The 22,389-nt window shown below is 71.6% G+C and carries 25 protein-coding genes; 10 read left to right on the plus strand and 15 right to left on the minus strand.

Annotated elements, in window-relative coordinates; genetic code table 11:
- Positions 1 to 47 precede the first annotated feature (47 nt).
- The gene (locus BG418_RS23945) at positions 48 to 923 is read left to right on the plus strand and encodes an alpha/beta fold hydrolase (RefSeq protein ID WP_188276036.1); all 876 of its coding nucleotides are present in this window, start codon (positions 48 to 50) and stop codon (positions 921 to 923) included.
- 165 nt (positions 924 to 1,088) lie between these two features.
- Here the strand turns inward: BG418_RS23945 and BG418_RS23950 are convergent, their stop codons facing one another.
- Positions 1,089 to 2,045, minus strand: coding sequence for an NYN domain-containing protein (locus BG418_RS23950; protein ID WP_223185342.1), 957 nt, complete (start codon positions 2,043 to 2,045; stop codon positions 1,089 to 1,091).
- A gap of 209 nt (positions 2,046 to 2,254) precedes the next feature.
- Here BG418_RS23950 and BG418_RS23955 point away from each other — a divergent pair, with 209 nt between their 5' ends.
- The gene (locus tag BG418_RS23955; RefSeq protein ID WP_188276037.1) at positions 2,255 to 2,407 is read left to right on the plus strand and encodes a hypothetical protein; all 153 of its coding nucleotides are present in this window, start codon (positions 2,255 to 2,257) and stop codon (positions 2,405 to 2,407) included.
- A gap of 140 nt (positions 2,408 to 2,547) precedes the next feature.
- On the opposite strand, the gene BG418_RS23960 is transcribed toward BG418_RS23955, so the two are convergent.
- From BG418_RS23960 to BG418_RS23975, 4 genes are all read right to left on the minus strand, one after another.
- Complete coding sequence (locus BG418_RS23960; protein WP_188276038.1) at positions 2,548 to 3,153, minus strand: MarC family protein; 606 nt, start codon at positions 3,151 to 3,153, stop codon at positions 2,548 to 2,550.
- A gap of 101 nt (positions 3,154 to 3,254) precedes the next feature.
- Positions 3,255 to 4,118 carry a PHP domain-containing protein gene (locus BG418_RS23965; protein ID WP_188276039.1) on the minus strand — a complete coding sequence of 288 codons (864 nt, stop codon included), beginning with the start codon at positions 4,116 to 4,118 and terminating at the stop codon, positions 3,255 to 3,257.
- A gap of 164 nt (positions 4,119 to 4,282) precedes the next feature.
- Positions 4,283 to 4,921: a DUF6758 family protein gene (locus BG418_RS23970; RefSeq protein WP_188276040.1), complete on the minus strand. Its 639-nt coding sequence runs from the start codon at positions 4,919 to 4,921 to the stop codon at positions 4,283 to 4,285.
- Between the two features lie 78 nt (positions 4,922 to 4,999).
- A complete protein-coding gene (locus BG418_RS23975; RefSeq protein WP_188276041.1) occupies positions 5,000 to 5,584 on the minus strand; it encodes a suppressor of fused domain protein in 585 nt (194 codons plus the stop codon).
- Between the two features lie 436 nt (positions 5,585 to 6,020).
- Between BG418_RS23975 and BG418_RS23980 the strand changes: the two genes are divergently transcribed.
- Positions 6,021 to 7,148 (plus strand): magnesium and cobalt transport protein CorA, encoded by a 1,128-nt coding sequence (locus BG418_RS23980; protein WP_188276042.1) that lies wholly within the window; start codon positions 6,021 to 6,023, stop codon positions 7,146 to 7,148.
- Here BG418_RS23980 and BG418_RS23985 read toward each other — a convergent pair.
- Positions 7,126 to 8,043, minus strand: a complete 918-nt coding sequence (locus BG418_RS23985) for a DMT family transporter (RefSeq protein WP_188276043.1) — start codon at positions 8,041 to 8,043, stop codon at positions 7,126 to 7,128. The two genes, BG418_RS23980 and BG418_RS23985, sit on opposite strands and share 23 nt — an antisense overlap.
- A gap of 97 nt (positions 8,044 to 8,140) precedes the next feature.
- On the opposite strand from BG418_RS23985, the gene BG418_RS23990 reads away from it, so the two are divergent.
- A complete protein-coding gene (locus tag BG418_RS23990; RefSeq protein WP_188276044.1) occupies positions 8,141 to 8,662 on the plus strand; it encodes a hypothetical protein in 522 nt (173 codons plus the stop codon).
- 25 nt (positions 8,663 to 8,687) lie between these two features.
- Here BG418_RS23990 and BG418_RS23995 read toward each other — a convergent pair whose 3' ends face one another.
- Entirely contained in the window at positions 8,688 to 9,431 is a 744-nt protein-coding gene (locus BG418_RS23995) for a hypothetical protein (RefSeq protein ID WP_188276045.1), read from the minus strand.
- 212 nt (positions 9,432 to 9,643) lie between these two features.
- On the opposite strand from BG418_RS23995, the gene BG418_RS24000 reads away from it, so the two are divergent.
- From BG418_RS24000 to BG418_RS24010, 3 genes are read left to right on the plus strand one after another with little or no spacing between them, the layout of a single operon-like run.
- Complete coding sequence (locus BG418_RS24000) at positions 9,644 to 10,924, plus strand: magnesium transporter MgtE N-terminal domain-containing protein (RefSeq protein ID WP_188276046.1); 1,281 nt, start codon at positions 9,644 to 9,646, stop codon at positions 10,922 to 10,924.
- Complete coding sequence (locus tag BG418_RS24005; RefSeq protein WP_188276047.1) at positions 10,917 to 11,498, plus strand: DUF1003 domain-containing protein; 582 nt, start codon at positions 10,917 to 10,919, stop codon at positions 11,496 to 11,498. Before BG418_RS24000 ends, BG418_RS24005 begins: the two co-directional genes overlap by 8 nt.
- A gap of 40 nt (positions 11,499 to 11,538) precedes the next feature.
- On the plus strand, positions 11,539 to 12,672 hold the full coding sequence (locus tag BG418_RS24010) for an Mrp/NBP35 family ATP-binding protein (RefSeq protein WP_188276048.1): 1,134 nt from the start codon (positions 11,539 to 11,541) through the stop codon (positions 12,670 to 12,672).
- A 135-nt stretch (positions 12,673 to 12,807) separates the two neighbouring features.
- Here the strand turns inward: BG418_RS24010 and BG418_RS24015 are convergent, their stop codons facing one another.
- The 5 genes from BG418_RS24015 to sigE all read right to left on the minus strand — a co-directional run bounded on the left by BG418_RS24015 (position 12,808) and on the right by sigE (position 17,894).
- Positions 12,808 to 13,485, minus strand: a complete 678-nt coding sequence (locus tag BG418_RS24015) for a hypothetical protein (protein ID WP_188276049.1) — start codon at positions 13,483 to 13,485, stop codon at positions 12,808 to 12,810.
- 174 nt (positions 13,486 to 13,659) lie between these two features.
- Complete coding sequence (locus tag BG418_RS24020; RefSeq protein ID WP_188276050.1) at positions 13,660 to 14,109, minus strand: sec-independent translocase; 450 nt, start codon at positions 14,107 to 14,109, stop codon at positions 13,660 to 13,662.
- A gap of 178 nt (positions 14,110 to 14,287) precedes the next feature.
- Entirely contained in the window at positions 14,288 to 16,033 is a 1,746-nt protein-coding gene (locus BG418_RS24025; protein WP_188276051.1) for a trypsin-like peptidase domain-containing protein, read from the minus strand.
- Positions 16,034 to 16,206: 173 nt separating this feature from the next.
- Positions 16,207 to 17,121 carry a zf-HC2 domain-containing protein gene (locus BG418_RS24030; RefSeq protein ID WP_188276052.1) on the minus strand — a complete coding sequence of 305 codons (915 nt, stop codon included), beginning with the start codon at positions 17,119 to 17,121 and terminating at the stop codon, positions 16,207 to 16,209.
- Positions 17,118 to 17,894 (minus strand): RNA polymerase sigma factor SigE, encoded by a 777-nt coding sequence (gene sigE / locus BG418_RS24035; protein WP_188276053.1) that lies wholly within the window; start codon positions 17,892 to 17,894, stop codon positions 17,118 to 17,120. Before sigE ends, BG418_RS24030 begins: the two co-directional genes overlap by 4 nt.
- Positions 17,895 to 18,014: 120 nt before the next feature.
- Between sigE and BG418_RS24040 the strand changes: the two genes are divergently transcribed.
- On the plus strand, positions 18,015 to 18,752 hold the full coding sequence (locus BG418_RS24040; RefSeq protein ID WP_188276054.1) for an O-methyltransferase: 738 nt from the start codon (positions 18,015 to 18,017) through the stop codon (positions 18,750 to 18,752).
- A gap of 196 nt (positions 18,753 to 18,948) precedes the next feature.
- Here the strand turns inward: BG418_RS24040 and BG418_RS24045 are convergent, their stop codons facing one another.
- The gene (locus BG418_RS24045; RefSeq protein ID WP_009997451.1) at positions 18,949 to 19,116 is read right to left on the minus strand and encodes a DUF3117 domain-containing protein; all 168 of its coding nucleotides are present in this window, start codon (positions 19,114 to 19,116) and stop codon (positions 18,949 to 18,951) included.
- 309 nt (positions 19,117 to 19,425) lie between these two features.
- On the opposite strand from BG418_RS24045, the gene BG418_RS24050 reads away from it, so the two are divergent.
- Complete coding sequence (locus BG418_RS24050) at positions 19,426 to 20,226, plus strand: enoyl-CoA hydratase/isomerase family protein (protein WP_188276055.1); 801 nt, start codon at positions 19,426 to 19,428, stop codon at positions 20,224 to 20,226.
- Between the two features lie 108 nt (positions 20,227 to 20,334).
- On the opposite strand, the gene BG418_RS24055 is transcribed toward BG418_RS24050, so the two are convergent.
- Complete coding sequence (locus tag BG418_RS24055) at positions 20,335 to 20,913, minus strand: DNA-3-methyladenine glycosylase I (RefSeq protein WP_188276056.1); 579 nt, start codon at positions 20,911 to 20,913, stop codon at positions 20,335 to 20,337.
- Positions 20,910 to 21,236: a DivIVA domain-containing protein gene (locus BG418_RS24060; protein ID WP_399000036.1), complete on the minus strand. Its 327-nt coding sequence runs from the start codon at positions 21,234 to 21,236 to the stop codon at positions 20,910 to 20,912. The genes BG418_RS24055 and BG418_RS24060 overlap by 4 nt, the downstream gene beginning before the upstream one ends.
- Positions 21,237 to 21,339: 103 nt before the next feature.
- On the opposite strand from BG418_RS24060, the gene folP reads away from it, so the two are divergent.
- Positions 21,340 to 22,200 carry a dihydropteroate synthase gene (folP, locus tag BG418_RS24065; protein ID WP_188276058.1) on the plus strand — a complete coding sequence of 287 codons (861 nt, stop codon included), beginning with the start codon at positions 21,340 to 21,342 and terminating at the stop codon, positions 22,198 to 22,200.
- Positions 22,201 to 22,389 lie beyond the last annotated feature (189 nt).

Consider the following 22,389-nt stretch of genomic DNA (forward strand, 5'->3'; position numbering starts at 1 on the left):
CAGGGGTCGGATTGGGGGCGGCCGGAATCCCCGATTACGCTCGGCGTATGAGCACACCCCGCTCCCTCGCCCTCCCCGCCGGCACGCGCGCGTACGCCCTCGTCACGCCCCGCGGCCGCTTCGCCGTGCTCGACGCGCGCCCCACGGCGGCGCCGGTCGGGACCGCGCTGCTCGTTCCGGGGTACACGGGGAGCAAGGAGGACTTCCTCGCCCTCCTGGAGCCGCTCACCCGGGCCGGCTACCGCGCGGTCGCGGTCGACGGACGCGGCCAGCACGAGAGCCCCGGACCGCGCCGCACCTCCGGGTACACCCCGCGCACCCTCGCCGAGGACGTACTCGCGCAGAGCGCGGCCCTCGGCGACGGCCCCGTGCACCTCGTCGGCCACTCCTTCGGCGGCCTGGTCGCCCGCTCCGCCGCCCGCCTCTCCCCCGAATCCTTCCGGTCGTTGACGCTGCTGTCGTCGGGGCCGGGGCATGTCGGCGCGGAGCAGCGCGCCAAGATCCGGCTGCTGCGGGCCGCCCTGCCCGTACTGCCGACGGCGGTCGTCTGGGCGGTGACCCGCTGGCTGGACCGCCGCGACCCGACGTACGTCCCCGACGCGCCCGACATCGCCGCGTTCCTCCAGCGGCGGTGGTACAACACCCGTCCGGCCCAACTCATCGCCACCGGGCGCCAGTTGAGAACGGAACCGGACCGCACCGAGGGCATCGCCGCGCTCCCGTTGCCGCTGCATGTGGCGTACGGGGACGAGGAGTCCGTGTGGACCCTTGACGAGCTGGCGGCGCTCGCCCGGGACACCGACGCCCGCCACACGGTCATCGCAGGCGCGGGCCACTCCCCCAACGTCTCCCACCCCGAGCAACTGGCAACGGCGCTGACCGAGTTCTGGGCGACGGCTTTGGCGGCAGAGCGGAGCGCGTAGGTCGTCTGCGGGCCGGTGGGGGCTTGTCGCGCAGTTCCCCGCGCCCCTAAAAGCCTGCGGCCGAGCCAAGTTCTCCGGCTGCGGCGAACTACCTAGGGGCGCGGGGAACTGCGCGACCAGCCCCCACCGGCCCGCAGCAAAAGTCACGCCGGCCAAGCGCAGCGACTAGTACTGCGACTGCAAGTGCTGCCAGAACCCGTCCCGCAGGGCCCGCCGCAGATCCGCATGGCCGCGTAGCGACCGCTGGAGCAACCGCTCCGCCTCGACGAGCAGGTCCTGGTCAACAGGCCCGGGCAGGAACGGATGCCCGGGCAGCAGCTGCGCCAGTTCGGCCCGCCCCCGCTCCGACAGCCACGTCGCAGCGATCCGCGCCCCCACGAACCGCACATCGTCCCGCGTCGGCGCGGGCCCGCTCTCCTCGTACATCGTCACCGGCCGCCGGGTGACGTACGGCTTGCAGAAGTCCAGGTCGAACGTGCGCTGGCTGTCGACCTCCCACAGCAGCGGCTCCGCCTGGTTGCGGCCCTCGGCCGCCTCGATGCCCCAGAGGTGGACCCGCGCGCCATACCCCTGCGCCGCCTCGACCGCCGAGACCAGGTCCTCGTCGCCGCCGATGAGCGCCGCGTCGCTGATCGCGCGGTGCCGGGCCAGGGACTCCAGGTCCGAGCGGATCAGTGAGTCGACGCCCTTCTGCTGGTTGTTGGCGTTGAGGTTGCCGAGGCGGACCTTCACGTCCGGCAGCTCCGCGATGGACTGCTGCTCGGCGGTGTGGATCCGGCGGCGGGCGCCGTCGTACCAGTACACGCGGAGCAGCCGACTGTCCGCGAAGATCGTGCGCGCCTTGTCGATGAACGCCTCGATCAGTCCTTCGGCGTCGAGGTCGAAGGACCGGCGGTCCTCGGTCCCGGTGACGAGGAGGCCCGCAGCCGCGTACACGTACCCCGCGTCCACGAAGATCGCATGGGTCGACGGCGTCTTCGCCACCTCGGCGAGCATCCGCCGCAGCAGCTGGTTGGTGCGCTCCAGCTGTACGGCGATGTCAGCGCCGTTGGCGGACGCGGCGGGCCCGCCCGGGGCACGCGTGCGGTCGGGGTTACCAGTGGTGTCGCCTGCTTCGCTCATATGCCACCCATTGTCCGTGGCGTGACCGACCCCACACAACCGATCGCCTTACCGTCGAGTATTTAGCTCGTGAAAAAATTTCCTTAGCGTAGGGAATGTTTGCCAAGGGCAACCCGTTGAACAGGACAGAACCGCGGGAGCAGGCTGCACAGGCGCAGCCCCCCGCACCAGTAGTTCTCCTTCAGGAGGATCAGACGAAGGGAGAAGCCATGCGCTTCGAAATCATGCGCCTCAACGACGTCGACGGCTCCGCCGTGGACAGCACCGTCGTGGACGCCGCCTCCGTCAACCGGATCGTGCAGCAGGCCGCCGCAATCGGCCAGCGCATCTACATCCGCCCGGCCGACAGCTCGGCTTCGTAACGCGTAAGGATCTCCTGCGCGGCGAAAGCCGAAGCGCCCCCCGTACACCGACGAGGTCGTCGATGCGCAGGGGGCGCTTTTTCGCGTTCGTGCGTGACGTGCTGCGCGTACGAACGCCTTACGTACTACGTACGTAAGGCTCAGGCCCCGTGGATCACCTGGGTGATCCCGTTGATGATCTGCTGCACCGCGAGCGCCGACAGCATCATGCCCGCGAGCCGGGTCACCAGGACGACACCGCCGTCCTTGATCACGCGGATGATCAGCAGCGAGTACCGCATGACCAGCCACAGCACGATGTGCATCGCGAGGATCGCCGTCCAGACCGCGACCTGCCCGCCGAACGTGTCGTGGTTCTGGACCGCCAGGATCACCTGGACGATCGCGCCGGGCCCGGCGAGCAGCGGCATGCCCAGCGGGACGAGCGCGACGTTGACGTCCTTGGTCTGCTTCGGCTCGTCCGTCTTGCCGGTGAGCAGGTCGAGCGCGATGAGCAGCAGCAGAAGACCACCCGCGATCATCAGCGCGGGGACGTCGATGTGCAGATACGCCAGGATCTGGTGGCCCACCAGACCGAAGACGGTGATCACACCGAGGGCCACGGCAGCGGCCTGCCACGCCATCTTGCGCTGCACCTTGGCGGGGCGGCCGGAGGTGAGCGCCAGGAAGATCGGTGTGATCCCGGGGGGATCCATGATGACAAAAAGGGTGAGGAAGAGGGAGCCGAAGACGGCAGCGTCGAACACGGTGGTGCCTTGCAGGAGATGGGGTGTACGGAAAGGGGGACCCCGCGTGGGCGGAGTCCTCGGGGAAAGCGAGGTGGGGGCCGGGGCGCGGCCCCGCCGGGTCAGCGGCCGGTTCCGCCCGCGCCCGGGACGGGGAACGCGCCCGTCGCGCGGCGCGTGATCTCGCCGTAGATCTCGGGGTCGGTGGTGCACTCCCCGAGCCGTACGGCCTTGCGGCTGCCGTGGTAGTCGCTGGAGCCGGTGGTCAGCAGACCGAGCTCGGCGGCCAGTGAGCGCAGCCGCGCGCGCGTGGGCGCGTCGTGGTCCGTGTGGTCGACCTCGATGCCGTCGAGGCCGGCCGACGCGAGCTCGGCTATGACCGTCTCGGGCACGACCTGGCCGCGCTTGAGGGCGAGCGGGTGCGCGAAGACGGTGACGCCGCCGGCCGCCTTGACCAGGCGGATCGCGTCGAAGGGGTCGAGCTCGTGCTTGCCGACGTACGCCCGGCCGCCGTCGGCCAGCCAGTCCGGGACGAAGGCGTCGGAGACGGTGTCGACGACGCCCAGCTCGACCATCGCCTCGGCGACGTGCGGGCGGCCGACCGAGCCGTCGCCCGCGATCCTGGCGACCTGCTCCCAGGTCACGGGGACGCCGAGCTCCTGGAGCTTGGCCACCATGCCCCGGGCGCGCGGCACCCGGTCGTCACGCACGAGCTCGCGCTCGCGCGCCAGCTCCGGCTCCTCGGGGTCGAAGAGGTACGCCAGCACGTGCATCCCGATGCCGTCGACACGGCAGGAGAGCTCGGCGCCGGTCACCAGGGTCAGACCGGCGGGCAGTGCCGCGGTCGCCTCCGCGTAGCCGCGGGTGGTGTCGTGGTCGGTCAGCGCGATGACGTCCAGACCGGCGGCGGCCGCGTTGCGGACCAGCTCGGCCGGGGTGTCCGTACCGTCCGACGCCGTGGAGTGGGTGTGCAGATCGATGCGCACGCGTGACTCCAGCGGTCGGGACGGACAGGGGGACACTCAAGGATAACTGCGCGTCACCCCTGTACGGCCCGAAACAGCTGTGGCACCCACCGCACTCCCCGCGTACGCGCGCGTGGCGCGAGACAGCGCCCACGCGTGCGTACGTGACGTCGTACGCGAGAGCGTCACGACAGGATCCGCGGCGACAGCGCCCCGCACGGCACCAGTTCGACCTCCGCGCCCGCGTCGCGCAGATCGGTGAGGACCAGCTCGTCGTAGAGCAGCAGGCCCGACTGCTCGGGCCAGACGATCGCCCAGAGCCAGAGCCCGCGCGCCTCGCCCGCGAAGACCGCGCGGTCGTCGGGGGTCGCGGTGACGTGCCACAGCGGGGTGGGGCGGCCCGCCGCGAGGACCTTGGCCTGCGGCGGCTTGTCGACGCTCATGTAGGGGCCGGGGTCGGGGCCGTCGATGCCCGCGTACCGCGCGCCGAGGCCCACGCCCAGCTCCTCCGCGACCAGCAGCAGCTCGCCCATGCCGCCGAGCGGGCCGGGGCCCGAGCAGGCCACGGCGGTCGCCCGCCCGCCGCTGCGGTCGTCGCCCGCGATCGCCACTCCGGTGAACAGCCAGCCGATCGGCAGCGGCCAGGGCATCCACACCGGCACCTTCGTCCGGTGCACCGCGACGCCGAGCGCCTCGACGCTGGGGGGAACCACGGGCTGCAGCGGGTGCACCGTGCCGTGCACGTCGCACTGCCACGAGTCGGCAAAGAGACCGGGCGCCCTGACCCGGCCTCCGCACTTCGGGCAACTGGGTTCGCCCCTCATACCTGCCAACGGTCCTCCCCGTCCCGCGCCGCGTCAAGGACGATCACCCCTCGGCGTGTGGCGAGCGGGGCGACCGGACTAGTCCAGCTGCACGGACCTACGCAGCGGATCCCGCAGATCCGTGCCCTGCGCCAGCCAGCGCTCCTCCAGCTCCTGCGCCCCGCGCACCCGCTTCCAGGCGGCCTCGTTGGTCGTCATCGGCAGCAGCGGCAGGAAGCGGACCGCCTCCATCGGGTCGTCGAGCTCCAGGTCCTCGACCAGGCCGCCCGACTCGGCGACCAGGACCGAGCTGAACGGCGCCCCGGGCCACAGCGGTTCGCCGATGTCCAGCGAGGCGCCGGGGGCCACGATGACGCCCTCCACCTGCGGTGTGGAGGCGAGGACGGCGAGCGGCCGGAGCACCTTGTCCGTGTCGGCGAGCCCGGCCCGCACCGACAGGACCAGCTCCGCGCGCGGGCCCTTGACCGGGTCGGCGAGGGCGGCGGCCGGGTCCGTCATCGGCTGGGCGGACATGCCGAGCGTGGCGTAGCGGACGATGTCCCCGTCGGTGAAGCGCAGCACCTCGATGCGCTCCGTGCCGAGAAAGGTCACCGCGGCGCGCGCGTCCGGTTCGCCGAGGGCGGTGCGCAGCCTGGCCTCGACAAGAGCAAGAACATCAACCATGCAGTGAGCATAGAAGCCGTATCGAACCAGCAAAGTACGGACTTGACACTTACGTCGACTGATAGTCTTAGCCGCTGTTCAGGGCAGCAGGAAGTCCCTCACGGGGGACCGGCCGGAGGAGGTGGGGCTGCGATGGATCGAAGTCGGCCTGGCAGTACCAACCGCTCTTCCGTGCACCTTCGTTGTTCCCTGTGATCGAGACCTCCCTACCCGGCGAACATGCCGGGAAACACATGAGTCTCCTGCATCTCGTGGCATCGCGCACGACGGAAGAGCACATCGCCTTGCCTTGTCCGTTTCAGTAGCGAACGCCGTCACCGCGCCCGCGGTACCGCCCGCTTTGCGGACGTACGCAGATGTACGCAGTCGTCGCGTCACGTCCCCATTCCGGGCAGCGCCACGCCCGCCGGCGGCCCCTCCGTGAAGGAGTCCTGCCATGTCGATGATCCGTGACCTGCGCGCCGCGGTCCGCCCCTCGCTGCGCCCGTCGCTGCGCAAGACCTCCGCCCCGTACAACTCGTACGACCCGACCCGCGACCCGTCCGCCAGCAGCGCGGTCGTCGACTGCGCGGTCTACCGCGACGGGGTGCGCACCGAGGCGCAGTCGTGCCTGTCGCCGCGCGAGGCGATGCGGTGCGTACGGGACGACGGCGGGTTCGCCTGGATCGGTCTGCACGAGCCGACCGAGGCCGAATTCGCCGGGATCGCCGCCGAGTTCGGGCTGCACCCGCTGGCCGTCGAGGACGCGGTGCACGCCCACCAGCGGCCCAAGCTGGAGCGCTACGACGACACGCTCTTCACCGTCTTCAAGACGGTCCACTACGTGGAGCACACCGAACTCACCGCGACCAGCGAGGTCGTGGAGACCGGCGAGGTGATGTGCTTCACCGGGCGGGACTTCGTGATCACCGTCCGGCACGGCGGCCAGGGCTCACTGCGGGCGCTGCGCAAGCGACTTCAGGACGACCCCGAGCTGCTGGCGAAGGGCCCCTCGGCGGTGCTGCACGCCATCGCCGACCAGGTCGTCGACGGCTATCTGGCGGTCGTGGACGCGATGCAGGACGACATCGACGAGGTCGAGATCGATGTGTTCTCGCCACCGACGAAGGGCAGCCCGCGCGGCACGGACGCCGGACGGATCTACCAGCTCAAGCGCGAGGTGCTGGAGTTCAAGCGGGCCGTCTCGCCGCTGCTGCGGCCGATGCAGCTGCTCAGCGAGCGCCCGATGCGGCTGGTCGACCCCGACATCCAGAAGTACTTCCGCGACGTCGCCGACCACCTCGCGCGCGTGCAGGAGCACGTCGTCGCCTTCGACGAGCTCCTGAACTCGATCCTCCAGGCGAACCTCGCGCAGGCGTCGTTCGCGCAGAACGAGGACGCGCGCAAGATCACCTCATGGGCGGCGATCATCGCCGTACCGACGATGGTGTGCGGTGTGTACGGCATGAACTTCGACTACATGCCGGAGCTGCACTGGAAGTACGGCTACCCGATCGTGCTCGCCGCCATCGCCGGCAGCTGCCTGGTCATCCACCGCACGCTCAAGCGGAACGGCTGGCTCTGACGACGAGCGCGAGTCCGGCGAGGATCACGGCGAGCGCGGGCCACGCGAGCGCGGGCGGCTGCTGACCGAGCCAGAGCGCGGCGATCAGGGCCGCGCCCGGCGTCTCCAGGAGGATCGCCGTGGACGTCACGGACGCCCCCAGCGCGCGCACCACGCGGTTGAGCAGCGAGTGCCCGAGCAGCTGGGCGGCGACGGTGAGCGCGGCCAGCTTGGCCCAGGTGGTGCCCGAGTACGAGGTGAGGTCCGCGCCGCTGAACAGGCAGGCGGTGAGCAGGCCGAGGGCCGCCGTGCCGTAGCAGACGTACGTGTACGGGACGGTGTCGACGGTGCGCCGCACCTCGGCCCCGAGCAGCACGTATCCGGCCGCTGCGATGCCGCCGCCGAGCGCGAGCGCGTCACCGGCCAACGCGCGCGAGGACGTGGTCAGATCGATACCGGTGAGCATCACCACGCCCACGCACGCGACCATCGTCCCGGCCCACACCAGCATGGGCGGCCGGTGGCCCCGCAGGCGCAGCGCGATGGTCGTCCAGATCGGCGTGGTCGTGCACAGCGCGGTCGAGGACGCCACGGACGTCATCCGCAGGCTCGGCAGCCACAGCCCGAAGTGCACCGCGAGCAGCGCACCGGCCGCGACCGCGAGCCCCACCTCGCGCCGCGTCAGCCCGCGCAGCTGGGCCCGGTACTTGAGCGCCGCCAGCGGGGTCAGCGCTCCCACCGCCATGGCGTTGCGCCAGAACGCGATGGCGAGCGCGGGAGCCGCCGTCGCGGCGATGAGCGGCGCGGAGAGCGACACGCTCAGGATCGCGACGGCGAGCAGCGCGAAGTCCAGCCGGGGGACGGCCGGAGCGGCGTTCCCGGCTGTCACGGCAGGAGTGGTGGCGGTGGAGGGCACAACGGCATCGTAAGGGGCTAAACATATTTACGTAACTGTCGGCCCGTGCTGTGGACAACCCTCCGGTGGGGTCGTGGCCGTCCCATAAGGTGACCCCATGACAAGTGCGCTGCTCGACCAGGCCCTCGTCGAGGAGGCCACCAAGAAGTCGGGGCTGATCTGGGTGCGCGGCACCGGGACCGCCGACCGTCCGCTGTGGCACGCCTGGCACGAGGGCGCGGCCTACGTCGTGGGCGGCGGCCCCGGCGAGCAGCCGCTGGAGGGCCTGGCCGACGGCGGCACCGCCGAGGTGACCGTCCGCAGCAAGGACAAGGGCGGCCGCCTGGTCGCCTGGACCGCCGCGGTGAGCGAGGTCGCTCCGGGCAGTGAGCTGTGGGACGCGGTGGTCGCCGAGCTCAAGGGCAAGCGGCTGAACGCGCCGGACGGCGAGGCGATGACCGGGCGCTGGGCGCGCGAGTGCCGACTGCTGCGCCTCGCACCGCTTCGGACGCGTACGGAGATGCCCGAGGGCTCGCTGGCGGCCCGCCCGGTCGAGACCCCGGCCACCACCCGCCACCCGGTCCCGGCGGCGCTGCCGAGGCTGCTGATGAAGCGCAAGCGCAAGGGCAGGCGGGGCTGACGAGGGCGGTGACGCGTACCGCGCCCTACGCCTTCGGCAGCTGGCGGCCGTAGTCGACCGTGGCGTCCTTCGACGGGGGCGCGAGCGTGAAGTCCTTGTTCCAGTCGGCGAGTTCGAGCACACCCGCGCCGCCCGCGCGCTCGAAGCGCAGCGGATACGGGGTGCCCTGCAGGGCGACGTCCAGCGTGCCGCCCTCGCCGTCCTTGCCCGCCTTCACGCGGATCGTGCGGACCTCGCCGACCTTGGACCGGTCGCCCTTGGACAGTTCGCCCTGGAGCCCGAGCATGCCCTTGAGCAGCGCGCCCTTCTCGGTGAAGCCGCGCAGCTCCTGGTACGAGGGGTCGCCCGAGGGCACCTTGACGTACTTGTCGTCGAGCTTGCCGGCGGCGGCCGCGCTGTCCGAGCCCTTGTCGTTGTGCGACCAGAACCCCGCGCTCGCCTTGAGATAGAGCTCGTCGCCGACCCGCAGCAGCGCGAACGTGCTGTCCTTCGAGGTGACCGTGCCGGTGCCGCCGGTCCCCTTCAGCCGCATGTCGATCCTGTACGAGCCGCCCTTGCTCACCAGGGTGCCGCTGAGCCGGACCGCGTCGGCCCCGTCCGCCGCCGTGCGCGCCCTGCCCTCGATGTCGGTGGCGGAGAGCTTGCCGACGCCGTTGGTGCCCTCGTCCGGGTCCGAGGCGCACGCCGTGACGGCCGTGGCGAGCCCCGCGCAGAGCGCGACGGGGAGCGCGGCCCGGCGGGCACGTACGGACAGGAAGCGAGTGCTCACCGGCACACAGCCTTTCGTCGAGGCGCGCGACGTGGGCGCGAAGTCGGGGTCGGCAGACCGCACCCTACCCGGGCGGTCTACGCTGCCCAGCGGAGAGCCGTACGGACGACCCGCAAGGGCGTACCGGATGATCACCGGCTAACCTGAATCAGATATTCAGCGCCATTTCAGGCCGCAACAAGGTCGGATCACGCCACTAGGAGGCGCTCAGCATGGCGGCAGGCGCCCCCCGGATCTTTGTCTCGCACCTGGCCGGTGTCGCCGTCTTCGACCCCAACGGCGACCAGGTGGGCCGGGTGCGCGATCTGGTCGCGATGCTCCGGGTCGGCCGCCGCCCGCCCCGGCTGCTCGGCGTGGTGGTCGAGGTGGTCGGACGTCGGCTCATCTTCCTGCCGATGACCCGGGTCTCCGGCGTCGAGTCGGGCCAGGTCATCACCACCGGCGTCGTCAATCTGCGCCGCTTCGAACAGCGCCCCACCGAACGGCTCGTCCTCGGCGAACTCCTGGACCGCCGGGTCACCCTGGTCGAGACCGGCGAGCAGGCGACGGTCCTGGACGTGGCCATCCAGCAGCTGCCCGCCCGCCGCGACTGGGAGATCGACAAGGTCTTCGTACGCCGGGGCAAGGGCGGCGCACTGCGGCGCAAGGGCGAGACGCTGACCGTCGAGTGGTCGGCCGTCACCGGCTTCTCGCTGGAGGAGCACGGCCAGGGCGCCGAGAACCTGCTGGCCACCTTCGAGCAGCTGCGTCCGGCCGACCTCGCCAATGTGATGCACCACCTCTCCCCCAAGCGGCGCGCGGAAGTGGCCGCGGCCCTCGACGACGACCGGCTCGCCGACGTACTCGAAGAGCTGCCGGACGACGACCAGGTGGAGATCCTCGGCAAGCTCAAGGACGAGCGGGCCGCCGACGTCCTGGAGGCGATGGACCCGGACGACGCCGCCGACCTGCTCTCCGAGCTGCCCGAGGAGGACAAGGAGCGCCTCCTCACGCTGATGCAGCCGGACGACGCGGCGGACGTGCGACGACTGCTCTCGTACGAGGAGCGCACGGCGGGCGGTCTGATGACCACCGAGCCGATCGTGCTGCGGCCGGACGCCACCGTCGCCGACGCCCTCGCGCGCGTGCGCCAGCAGGACCTCTCGCCCGCGCTCGCCGCGCAGGTGTACGTGTGCCGGCCGCCCGACGAGACGCCGACCGGCAAGTACCTGGGCACCGTGCACTTCCAGCGGCTGCTGCGCGATCCGCCGTTCACGCTGGTGTCGTCGATCGTGGACAGCGATCTGCCGCCGCTGTCGCCGGACGCCTCGCTGCCCGCCGTGACCAGTTTCCTCGCCGCGTACAACATGGTGGCGGCGCCGGTCGTGGACGAGAGCGGGTCGCTGCTCGGCGCGGTGACCGTCGACGACGTACTCGACCACCTGCTGCCCGACGACTGGCGCGAGACGGAGTTCCACAGCACGGACGGCTCGGAGGGGGTCCCGCATGGCTGATCGCACGGAGGAGCGCGAGCGCACGCGCGCAGCGGCCGGCGCGAGCGCGGTGGTGCGCGGCCGCGCACGGCTCGACCAGCCGCGCGCGCCCCGGCCCCGGCTGCTGCCGGAGTACGACCCGGAGGCGTTCGGCCGGTTCTCGGAGCGGATCGCCCGCTTCCTGGGGACCGGGCGGTTCATCGTCTGGATGACCCTGATCATCATCCTGTGGGTGGTCTGGAACATCTTCGCGCCGGCCGACGTGCGCTTCGACGAGTACCCGTTCATCTTCCTGACCCTGGCGCTCTCGCTCCAGGCCTCGTACGCGGCCCCGCTGATCCTGCTCGCGCAGAACCGGCAGGACGACCGCGACCGGGTCAACCTGGAGCAGGACCGCAAGCAGAACGAGCGCTCCATCGCCGACACCGAGTACCTGACCAGGGAGATCGCGGCGCTGCGGATGGGCCTGGGCGAGGTCGCCACACGTGACTGGATCCGCTCGGAACTGCAGGACCTGATGAAGGAGATGGAGGACCGCCGCGTCGTATTCCCGGCGGAGCCCCCGTACGGAAGTGACGAATCAGACCGCCGTTAGGGCTTTCCGGGGGCGGGACCCGGCGCCGTACCATCTCCATATGGTTACGGATGACGCGGTGCGCGAAGCACTGGCGACGGTGAACGACCCAGAGATCCACCGCCCGATCACTGAGCTCGGCATGGTCAAGACGGTCGAGATCGGGGCGGACGGGGCGGTCGCCGTCACGGTGTATCTGACCGTCTCCGGCTGCCCGATGCGCGACACGATCACGAAGAACGTGACCGAGGCGGTCGAGCGGGTCGAGGGCGTCACGCGCGTCGACGTCACGCTCGACGTGATGAGCGACGAGCAGCGCAAGGAGCTCGCCACGTCGCTGCGCGGCGGCACGGCCGAGCGCGAGGTGCCCTTCGCCAAGCCCGGCTCGCTGACCCGCGTGTACGCGGTGGCGTCCGGCAAGGGCGGCGTCGGCAAGTCCTCGGTGACGGTGAACCTGGCCGCGGCGATGGCGGCGGACGGGCTGAAGGTCGGTGTCGTCGACGCCGACATCTACGGGCACTCGGTGCCCCGCATGCTGGGCGTGGACGGCCGTCCCACCCAGGTCGAGAACATGATCATGCCGCCGTCGGCGAACGGTGTGAAGGTCATCTCGATCGGCATGTTCACCCCGGGCAACGCCCCGGTGGTCTGGCGCGGCCCGATGCTCCACCGCGCCCTCCAGCAGTTCCTGGCGGACGTCTACTGGGGCGACCTGGACGTGCTCCTGCTGGACCTCCCGCCGGGCACGGGCGACATCGCGATCTCGGTGGCCCAGCTGGTCCCGAACGCGGAGATCCTGGTCGTCACCACCCCGCAGCAGGCGGCCGCCGAGGTCGCCGAGCGGGCCGGTTCGATCGCGGTCCAGACCCACCAGAAGATCGTCGGCGTCGTCGAGAACATGGCGGGCCTGCCGTGCCCGCACTGCGACGAGATGGTCGACGTGTTCGGCACGGGCGGCGGCGAGAAGGTCGCCGAGGGCCTGACGAAGACGACCGGCGCGAACGTGCCGGTGCTCGGCTCCATCCCGATCGACGTCCGTCTGCGCGAGGGCGGCGACGACGGCAAGCCGGTCGTCCTCTCCGACCCGGACTCCCCCGCGGGCGCCGCCCTGCGAGCGATCGCGGGCAAGCTGGGCGGCCGGGCGCGCGGTCTGTCGGGGATGTCGCTGGGGATCACGCCGCGTAATAAGTTCTAGGGCTGATATACGTAAGGGGCGCCCCGCAATTGGGGGCGCCCCTTACGTGTACCCGAACCACAGCTGCCTAGGGGCGCGGGGAACTGCGCGACAAGCCCCCACCGGCCCGCAGACGAACACCGCGCCCGCGAAGCGTCACGCGTAGCTCGTGATGTCCTTGACAACGGCGAAACCGAGCCCGTACGCGCTCATGCCGCGCCCGTACGCCCCCAGATGCACACCGTCTCCGGCAGAGCCAGCCAGTACCCAGCCGAACTCCGACTCCCGGTAGTGGAACGGGGTGGCGACGCCGTCGACCGGCAGCGACAGCGTGGTCCAGTCAGGACCCGCGAGATCGTCCGCCAGCTCCCACGCCGCCTCGGTCTGCTGGTCCAGCCAGTCGCCGCGCAGGACGTGGTCCATCTGCGCGGGCCAGGTGAACGCGAGCAGCCCCGACCCGGCCAGCCAGGCCGCGGAGGAGACCGAGGTGGCCTCCAGGACGCCCGTACCGTCGCCGCTGCGGCGCATCGGGTTGGCGGGGACGCTCACGACCACCGCGAACCGCTCGCGCTCGGCGGCCGAGCGGTCGGCCGCGTCGGGCCGTATCGACGGCTCGTCGCCGTGGCCGGTGGACCCGTGCTGGACGGTGCCGTCGGCCGCCGTGGCCACCTGCATCAGCCAGCGCGGCCCCGTGAAGGCCTCGTCCAGGCCGTACCAGGCGAACGGCGCCCGAAGATAGCCGTCGACCGTACGCCGGGCCGCCGGCACCCCTTCTGGTGTGGACGGGGTGTCCTCGGTGGCCCCCTGTGCCGTTACCCGACTCGTCGTCTCCACTGCCCGGCCGCCTCCTCGATCCGTAGGTGTCCGGCGCGGCCCGCCCCCCTCGGGCGACCTGGCTGCCGGACTTATGGAGGATAGCCACCCCGGCCGTGGTCACCGGGAAAGACGGTGCTGACGTGGCTCAGATTGACGCCCCGTGCGCAAGCAGACGGAAGCAGTGGGGGCGTGTCAGGTCGCGTCGGCGTCGAACGGGGGGCGCTCGCCCGGATCCAGCTTCTCGCGCTTCTTGAGGAGGTCGGGCGTCGCGGAGGAGGCGCCCGCCGAGCCGTTGGCGGCCGTGGTGGGCGCGCTCTCGCGGCCGTGCACCGCGTCCGCGACCTCTTCCATGTCCTTGCGCAGGTCGAAGCTGTTGCGGATCTCCTTGAGACCCAGGTCGTCGTTGTCCATGAGCTGCTTGCGTACGAACGTCTTCGGGTTCAGGTCCTCGAACTCGAAGTCCTTGAACTCCGGGCCGAGTTCGGCACGGATGTCCGCCTTGGCGGTCTCCGAGAAGCTGCGGATCTTGCGGATGAACCCGGTGACGTCCTGGATCAGCTTGGGGAGCTTGTCCGGGCCGAAGATGAGCACGGCGAGGATCACCAGGGTGACGAGCTCCATGGGCCCTATGTCGTTGAACACCTGCTGCTCCTCGTGGCTCTGCTCCCGGGTCCAGTCATGGACCGCTCCACGGTACCCGTCGAAACTGTCGAAACGGTACCTACCCGGTGACGTTTGGCCGCCGCTTGCCCACGGGTGACCGAGAGGTGACCCGGTGGGACAAGCGGAGGACAGGCGTCCTACCAGCGCCGTACGGACGTCAGGAGGTCGCCGAGCCGAGCGTGAGGGTCAGGCGCTGCTCCTGGCCGCCGCGCTTGAGGGTCAGCTCCAGACGGTCGCCGGGGCGATGGGCGCGGATCTTGACTATCAGCTCCTCGGCGCTGTGCACCCGCTGGCCGTCGACCTTGGTGATCACGTCCTCGGGCTTGATGCCGGCGGCGGCGCCGGGGCCGTCGGGGGTGACGGACGGCTTGCCGTCGGCGGCCTTGGTGCCGACCCGGGCCCCGTCGCCGGTGTACTTCATGTCGAGGGTCACACCGATGACCGGGTGGGTGGCCTTGCCGGTGTTGATCAGCTCTTCGGCGACCCGCTTGCCCTGGTTGATCGGGATCGCGAAGCCCAGGCCGATGGAGCCGCCCTGGCCGCCGCTGTCGCTGTTGCCGGCGGCGCGGATGGCGCTGTTGATGCCGACGACGTGGGCACGCGAGTCGAGCAGCGGGCCGCCCGAGTTGCCCGGGTTTATGGGGGCGTCGGTCTGGAGCGCGTCGACATAGCTGACGTCGCTGCCGTCGCCCTTCTCACCGCCCGCCGTGATCGGGCGCTCCTTGGCGCTGATGATGCCCGAGGTGACGGTGTTGGAGAGGTCGAAGGGGGCGCCGATGGCCACCACCGGGTCGCCGACCTGCACGTTCTCGGAGTTCCCGAGCGGCAGCGGCTTCAGCCCGGAGACACCGGTGACCCGGACCACCGCGAGGTCGTACCCGGAGTCGCGGCCGACCACCGTGGCGCGGGCGGTCTCGCCGCCGCTGAACGTCACACTGATGTCGCCGGACGAGCCCGCGGGCTGCACCACATGGTTGTTGGTGAGGATGTGCCCGGCGGTGTCGAGCACGAAGCCGGTGCCGGTGCCGGACTCGCTGTCCCCGCTGACGTGCAGCGTGACCACGCTCGGCAGGGCGCTGGCGGCGATCCCGGCGACGCTGTCGGGCGCCCGCCCGACGGGCCCCTTGCCCGCCTGCGGCAGGTTCACGTGGGTGACACCGCCGTTGCGTTCGACGTACGCCCCGACCCCGCCGCCGATGCCACCGGCGACCAGCGCGAGGGCGACGGCCCCGAGCACCAGCGCGCCGCGCCGCGACTTCGCCTTCTGCGGCACCCCGGCCGAGCTCAGCGGCTGCCCGCTCGCGCCCCAGGGGTCGTACTGCACCCACTGCGACGACGGCGACGCCTGCGGTACGCCTTCAGGTGCGGGGTAGGCGGCACCCGGCTGCGGTACGGGTGCCGGGCCCTCGGGCGGTGCCGGGTACGCGGCCTGCGGCGGCACCACGGGCGCGCCGGGCGGCGTCGGCCGCTGCACCGGCGGCGCGGGCGCCCACGGCCCGGGCCCGCCGTAGGGCGGAGTCCCATACGGATCGGGGTCGTGCAACGGCCGCACCGGCGAAGCGACTTCGGCGACGTCAGCGGCCTCGGCCGAGCCGTCAACGGGTGCGGCGGGCTGCGCCGCAGCGTCGACGGGCTCGGCGGGTATCTCCGAGGGCGTCTCCGGAGCGCCGTCGGGCTCGCCCGCACCGGTCTGCCCCGCCGGCGCGGGCGGCGCCAGCCGATACGCCGACTCGTCCTCGACGGGCACGCCCTCGGCCAGCGGGTACGGCTCCGCGTCCGGCGCGGGTTCCGCTCCGACAGGCGGAGCCAGGTCGTACGTCTCCTCGGCGCCGGAACCGCCCCCGCGCTGGGTGGGACGGCTCCACCATCTCGCCTTGGCCCCGGTGGGCTTCCCGTCGTTCATGCTCTCCCCGCAACTGACGCGCGTGCCCCTGAGGGGCACCCTCCCGGGAATTCAACCAGGTTTGACGGGGTGCGCGCCCCATAAGGGGCGCGGGGTTGTGACACGGGAGAGCTTGGGGGAGCGACGAGCCAGCACGGTCCGCAGCCGAAAACACCGCACCCCACGCGAAGCGCTCAACGCTGAGGCGCAGCCAAATGCGTAGGCGGCGAGGACGGTGTCGCCCCCGGGAGCGTAGGCATCAGGGAAGCAGGCCGCACGGCCAGCACGGCGACGGCGGGACGTATCAGCGGCGGCAGAGACGACCCGCTCAACAACGCTGCACGGAACGCGTTCTGCGACGTGGGCTGCGACGGCACCCCGTTGAGCCCGGCCAAGCCCATGGTCGCGGGCGCCGAGGACTCCGGGACGACGGGCGCACTCGCCGCGCCACCGTACCGACGCTCCGACTCAACGGACAGCGGCGTCCCCGAAGCCGACCCGGCCGACGGACCCTGGGCTCGCAAAGGAGTCACATTGCTCCCGGACCCCTCGCCCCGGGCCGTCGTATCCGGCCCCGAGTCCGACGGCATCGCGCCGCCGAGGGCGATAGCGGCCAGGGACACCGCGCTCGCGGCGGCGAACGCGAACCGGCGCCCGCGCCACGGCGAGCCGGAGCGCTCCTCCGGGCGGCCCACCTCGTGGATGCGGAAGCCGCGTCCGGGCAGGTCGCCGCCGAGGACGGCCGCGTGCGCCCCACCGGGCACGTACTCGAAGCCGCTCATGGGATCGCTCAGCGAGCCCGGGGTGGTGAAGACGCCCCCGGAGAAGCGCCCCCCGCCGAGTGGTCCCCGACCGTCGGCGTCACCTCCGGGACCGCCGGGCAGCCCCTGGAGCCGGGCGAGCAGCCCTTCGGAGGGCGGCGGCGGGGCGGTCTGCGCGAACACGTTCTTGAGGCGGCGCTGGGCGTCGGCCTCGGCCTTGCACTTGGGACAGGTCGCCAGATGCGACAGGACCCGCTCGCGGGCGTCATGGTTGAGCTCGCCGTCGACGAGGGCGGCGAGCCGGTCCCCCAGATGCTGCTCGGCGGGGGTGGGACTGGTGCCGGTCACGCGGTCCCCTCTCCGACCGCCCCCGGGGCGCCGTGCGCCACCCCCGCGAGGGCGCGCTGCTGCTCCGCACGGGCCTCGGGCGAGCGGTGCTGGAGGGCCTTGCGCAGATGCGAGCGGCCCCGGTGGATACGGCTGCGCACGGTCCCGAGCTTCACGCCGAGCGTGGCCGCGATCTCCTCGTACGACAGTCCCTCGATGTCGCAGAGGACGACGGCGGCGCGGAACTCGGGCGCGAGGGTGTCCAGGGCCTGCTGGACGTCGGCGTCGAAGTGCGCGTCGTTGAAGACCTGCTGGGGGGACGGGTCACGGCTGGGCAGCCGCTCGGCCGCGTCGTCGCCGAGCGCGTCGAAGCGGATGCGCTGGCGGCGGCGGACCATGTCCAGGAACAGGTTGGTGGTGATCCGGTGCAGCCAGCCCTCGAACGTGCCCGGCGTGTACGTCGACAGCGAGCGGAAGACGCGGACGAAGACCTCCTGGGTGAGGTCCTCGGCGTCGTGCTGGTTGCCCGTCAGGCGGTAGGCGAGGCGGTAGACGCGGCCGCTGTGCGTGCTGACGATCTCCTCCCAGGTGGGAGGGGTCCACGCCGGGGAATCCGCGTCGGCGAAGGTCGCGGTGGCTGCGGAGTCTGCGGGCGTGGAACGGTCAGCGAACTTGGTCACGGATTTCGGCTCACCCGCCGACCTGAGAAAGCGCCGGAGCACTCCTCCCCGATCCACAGGCGCAGCCGCACCTCCCCTGTCGGCTCTGGTGGTGTCCAGTGGAGCCCCTACCATAGCCACCTCGCCCGTTAGCTCCGGATAAGAATCTTTACGCGCATTTGGGACTGGGTTCGTATCCCTTGAACCGCGCTGCTTCCCGGACCGCTCGGGGACCGGGTTTCCGTACTCGTCCATATGCTCCCCCCGCCCTTCTTAACGCCCGGTCCCATCTGCGGGTTCCCGGGTCCAGCGGATACAGTCACCGTTGCGCGCCAACTACGGGGACAGGAGAGGGCCATTACCGCCAACCGGCAGACGAGCTGGGCGTTCGCCGACGCCTTTGTCGCCGAGGACGACGCGCTGCGCTGGGCTCGCGAGCGGGCTCGGGAGGCAGGCCTGCGTTCGGTTTCCCCGGGGACGGGCGCCGCTCTGCGCCTGCTCGCTGCCACCGCCGACGCCAAGGCGGTCGCCGAGATCGGCACCGGAACCGGCGTCTCCGGGATCTATCTGCTCCAGGGCCTGCGGCCGGACGGCGTGCTGACCACCGTCGACCCGGAGCCGGACCGCCAGCAGTTCGCCAAGCAGGCGTTCCGCGCGGCGGGCTTCGCCGGGAACCGGGCGCGTTTCATCCCCGGGCGCGCCCTGGACGTACTGCCCCGGCTCGCGGACGGCGGATACGACCTGGTGTTCTGCGACGGCGACCGGATGGAGTCGCTCGACTGCCTAGCTGAATCGTTGCGCCTGCTGCGGCCCGGCGGAATCGTCTGCTTCGAGGGCGTCTTCGCGGACGGCCGCACGGTCGACTCGGGCGTCCAGCCCGCCGAGGTGCTGCGGCTGCGCGATCTGCTGCGGACCGTACGGGAGAGCCAGGAGCTCGTGGAGTCGCTGCTGCCGGTCGGCGACGGGCTGCTGTGCGCGGTGAAGCGGGTCTGAGCGCCGGGCGTTTCGCCGCAGCCTGAGCGCGCGCGTGGCGCGGGTCCGAACTCTCGCGCGCGTGGCGCGGGTTCCGACCGCCTCGCGCGGGGCGCGCCTTCATCGAACGTACGCCCTGGGGATACGACTCCGCCCCGGGCCGGTACCTGCGTACCGAGCCGGGGCGGTGAAGAGTAATCGGGTCGAGCCCGCTGTATCAGCCGACGACCTTCTTGAGCGCGTCACCGAGCGCCTCGGCCTCGTCCGGGGTCAGCTCGACGACAAGCCGACCGCCGCCTTCGAGCGGAACGCGCATGACGATGCCCCGCCCCTCCTTGGTCACCTCGAGCGGGCCGTCGCCCGTCCGCGGCTTCATGGCCGCCATGCTGTTTCCCCTTCCTGAAACCAGCTCATCGCAGCCGGCGGCCCCATGACAGGCACCGTGTTACCGGCATCGAACACATTGCTTCCAGGTCATTATCCCGCATCGCAGGACCCGATGACCAACATCGGTCGGCATCGCTTGCGCAACGCGCTCGATCAAAACCACCCAATTCGGCGATCCGCCTGCGATACTTCGCCGCCTCGGGTCGGGGTGGGCCCGAAGTTTGTTTGACGCAGGTCACATGTGCGGCCGTGACGATCTCCGCCATGCTGGGCGGACACGACACCGCAACGGAGGGGATCCATCCCAATGGCCGACACCGTGCTCTACGAGGTGACCGACGGGCTCGCGACGATCACGATCAATCGTCCCGACGCCATGAACGCCATGAACACCGAGGCGAAGGTCGCCCTGCGGGACGCGGCACGCCAGGCGGCGGCCGACCCCGCCGTACGGGCCGTCCTGCTCACCGCGACCGGCCGGGCCTTCTGCGTGGGCCAGGACCTCAAGGAGCACGTCGCTCTGCTGGCGGCCGACCGGGAGGCGGGCACCGGCTCCACGATGAGCACGGTCCGCGAGCACTACAACCCGATCCTGAAGGCGCTCACGGAGATGCCGAAGCCGGTCGTGGCCGGGGTCAACGGCGTCGCGGCGGGCGCGGGCTTCGGCTTCGCCCTCGCGGCCGACTACCGCGTGGTCGCGGACACGGCGGCCTTCAACACGTCCTTCGCGGGGGTCGCCCTGACCGCCGACTCGGGCGTCTCCTGGACGCTGCCCCGGCTGATCGGCCAGTCCCGCGCGGCCGACCTGCTGCTCTTCCCGCGCTCGATCTCCGCGCAGGAGGCGTACGAGCTCGGCATCGTGAACAAGCTGGTCCCGGCCGCCGACCTGGCGGCCGAGGCGGCGGCCGTGGCGCGCGCGCTGGCCGACGGGCCGACGCTGGCGTACGCGGCGCTGAAAGAGTCCCTGGCGTACGGGGCGGGGCACTCGCTCTCCGAGGCGCTGGAGAAGGAGGACGAGCTCCAGACTCGGGCTGGCGCGTCCGAGGACCACTCGATCGCGGTTGCGGCGTTCCTCGCCAAGGAGCGGCCGAAGTACGTGGGCCGCTAGGCCCTCCTGGACAAAGGCACGCGGTACCGCAGCGGATGCCCGTTGGGCCGTGTGGGTGAAATGCGGGGTACGTGAGGTCCGCGTACCCCGTCACTCGCTACGCGCGCGTCACGCCCCTCGGGCGACGCAGTCGGCCAGATGGTCGTCCACCAGGCCGCACGCCTGCATCAGGGCGTACGCCGTCGTGGGGCCGATGAAGCGGAGGCCGCGCTTCTTCAGGGCCTTGGAGAGGGCCGTGGACTCGTCCGTGACGGCGGGGACGTCCGCGAGGGTGCGGGGGGCCGGGCGGGTGGCGGGGTCCGGGGCGTACGACCAGATCAGTTCGTCGAGCTCGCCGGGGGCCCAGTCGGCCAGTACGCGCGCGTTGGCGAGCGTCGCCTCGATCTTGGCGCGGTTGCGGATGATCGATTCGTCGGTGAGCAGCCGCGCCGCGTCGGCGTCCGTGAAGACGGCCACTTCGGCGATCTTGAAGTCGGCGAACGCGCGGCGGAACCCCTCGCGGCGGCGCAGGATGGTGATCCAGGACAGCCCGGACTGGAACGCCTCCAGGCACAGCCGTTCGTAGAGGGCGTCGTCGCCGTGGACCGGGCGGCCCCACTCGGTGTCGTGGTACGCGACGTAGTCCGCCGTGGACAGCCCCCAGGGGCAGCGCAGCCGGCCGTCCGGGCCGGGGATCGCGGAGCTCACTGGTGCGGCTCCTGGTCCGTCGGGGCGGTCGCGGCGGCCAGCGCGGCGGAGAGCTCGGCGATACGGGCGTCACGCTCGGCGAGCTCCGCGCCGAGCCGGTTCAGCACGTCGTCGACGTCCGCCATCCGGTAGCCGCGGGCCGTCATCGGCAGCCGCAGGGCGTCGATGTCCGCGCGCTCGACGGGACGGCCGGCCGGCAGCGGGTCCACCAGCCGCTCGGGCGCCGCATCCGGCAGTACGGCGCTGTCGTCGCCGCCGCCCACCACGGCCAGGGTGACCGCGGCGACCACCACGACCAACGCGATCAGCAAGAACCAGAACACGCGCGAAGCCTCTCCCCGGCAGCCGGAAACCGTCGGGTCCGATCGTGCCATGCGGGACTGACAGTTAAGGTCGCAGGCGACCTATACGAGGAGGAAACAGCTGATGCTGCGGCTGGGACGGCGCGAGTTCGACGCGCACGAGCCGGTGATCATGGCGATCGTCAACCGGACCCCGGACTCCTTCTACGACCAGGGTGCGACGTTCCGCGACGAGCCCGCGCTGGCCCGCGTGGAGCAGGCGGTGTCAGAGGGTGCTGCCATCATCGACATCGGCGGGGTCAAGGCGGGCCCCGGCGAGGAGGTGACGGCCGAGGAGGAGGCGCGGCGCACGGTCGGCTTCGTGGCCGAGGTGCGGCGGCGGCATCCGGACGTGGTGATCAGCGTCGACACCTGGCGGCACGATGTCGGGGAGGCGGTCTGCGAGGCGGGCGCGGACGTGCTGAACGACGCGTGGGGCGGGGTCGACCCGAAGCTGGCCGAGGTCGCGGCGCGGTACGGGGTGGGGCTTGTGTGTACGCACGCGGGCGGTGTGGAGCCTCGTACGCGGCCGCACCGGATCGCGTACGACGACGTCATGGCGGACATCCTGCGGGTCACCGTGGGGCTGGCCGAGCGGGCCGTCGCGCTGGGCGTGCGGCGGGACGGGATCATGATCGATCCCGGTCATGACTTCGGGAAGAACACGCGGCACAGTCTTGAGGCGACGCGTCGGCTGTCGGAGATGACGGCGACGGGGTGGCCCGTCCTTGTCTCGCTCTCCAACAAGGACTTTGTGGGGGAGACGCTGGATCGGCCGGTCAAGGAGCGGGTGATCGGGACGCTGGCGACGACTGCGGTGTCGGCGTGGCTGGGGGCGCAGGTGTACCGGGTGCACGAGGTCGCCGAGACGCGGCAGGTCCTGGACATGGTGGCGTCCATCGCGGGCCACCGGGCCCCGGCGGTCGCGCGGCGCGGGCTGGCATAGCGGGTTTTTGACCCCACCCCACCCCTTCCCGAAACCCTGCCGGGAGCTGACGTTCGACTGACCGCCGGTGGGGGCTGGTCGCGCAGTTCCCCGCGCCCCTAAGGGGGCCCGAAGGGCCCATCAAGGGGCGCGGGGAACTGCGCGAGCAAGCCAGCACGGTCCGCAGCTGAAGAGATCCCCCGGAGGGTT

Origin of the sequence: Streptomyces sp. CBMA152 (assembly GCF_014596475.1) — a bacterium.
In the GTDB taxonomy this organism is placed as follows: domain Bacteria; phylum Actinomycetota; class Actinomycetes; order Streptomycetales; family Streptomycetaceae; genus Streptomyces.

Bases quoted from the DNA above. Each gene is read 5' to 3' on its own strand.
- BG418_RS23945 (WP_188276036.1), top strand. From the start codon at position 48: ATGAGCACACCCCGCTCCCTCGCCCTCCCCGCCGGCACGCGCGCGTAC.
- BG418_RS23950 (WP_223185342.1), bottom strand. From the start codon at position 2,045: ATGAGCGAAGCAGGCGACACCACTGGTAACCCCGACCGCACGCGTGCC.
- BG418_RS23955 (WP_188276037.1), top strand. From the start codon at position 2,255: ATGCGCTTCGAAATCATGCGCCTCAACGACGTCGACGGCTCCGCCGTG.
- BG418_RS23970 (WP_188276040.1), bottom strand. From the start codon at position 4,921: ATGAGGGGCGAACCCAGTTGCCCGAAGTGCGGAGGCCGGGTCAGGGCG.
- BG418_RS23975 (WP_188276041.1), bottom strand. From the start codon at position 5,584: ATGGTTGATGTTCTTGCTCTTGTCGAGGCCAGGCTGCGCACCGCCCTC.
- BG418_RS23980 (WP_188276042.1), top strand. From the start codon at position 6,021: ATGTCGATGATCCGTGACCTGCGCGCCGCGGTCCGCCCCTCGCTGCGC.
- BG418_RS23990 (WP_188276044.1), top strand. From the start codon at position 8,141: ATGACAAGTGCGCTGCTCGACCAGGCCCTCGTCGAGGAGGCCACCAAG.
- BG418_RS24000 (WP_188276046.1), top strand. From the start codon at position 9,644: ATGGCGGCAGGCGCCCCCCGGATCTTTGTCTCGCACCTGGCCGGTGTC.
- BG418_RS24005 (WP_188276047.1), top strand. From the start codon at position 10,917: ATGGCTGATCGCACGGAGGAGCGCGAGCGCACGCGCGCAGCGGCCGGC.
- BG418_RS24010 (WP_188276048.1), top strand. From the start codon at position 11,539: ATGGTTACGGATGACGCGGTGCGCGAAGCACTGGCGACGGTGAACGAC.
- BG418_RS24025 (WP_188276051.1), bottom strand. From the start codon at position 16,033: ATGAACGACGGGAAGCCCACCGGGGCCAAGGCGAGATGGTGGAGCCGT.
- sigE (WP_188276053.1), bottom strand. From the start codon at position 17,894: ATGGTAGGGGCTCCACTGGACACCACCAGAGCCGACAGGGGAGGTGCG.
- BG418_RS24040 (WP_188276054.1), top strand. From the start codon at position 18,015: ATGCTCCCCCCGCCCTTCTTAACGCCCGGTCCCATCTGCGGGTTCCCG.
- BG418_RS24045 (WP_009997451.1), bottom strand. From the start codon at position 19,116: ATGGCGGCCATGAAGCCGCGGACGGGCGACGGCCCGCTCGAGGTGACC.
- BG418_RS24050 (WP_188276055.1), top strand. From the start codon at position 19,426: ATGGCCGACACCGTGCTCTACGAGGTGACCGACGGGCTCGCGACGATC.
- folP (WP_188276058.1), top strand. From the start codon at position 21,340: ATGCTGCGGCTGGGACGGCGCGAGTTCGACGCGCACGAGCCGGTGATC.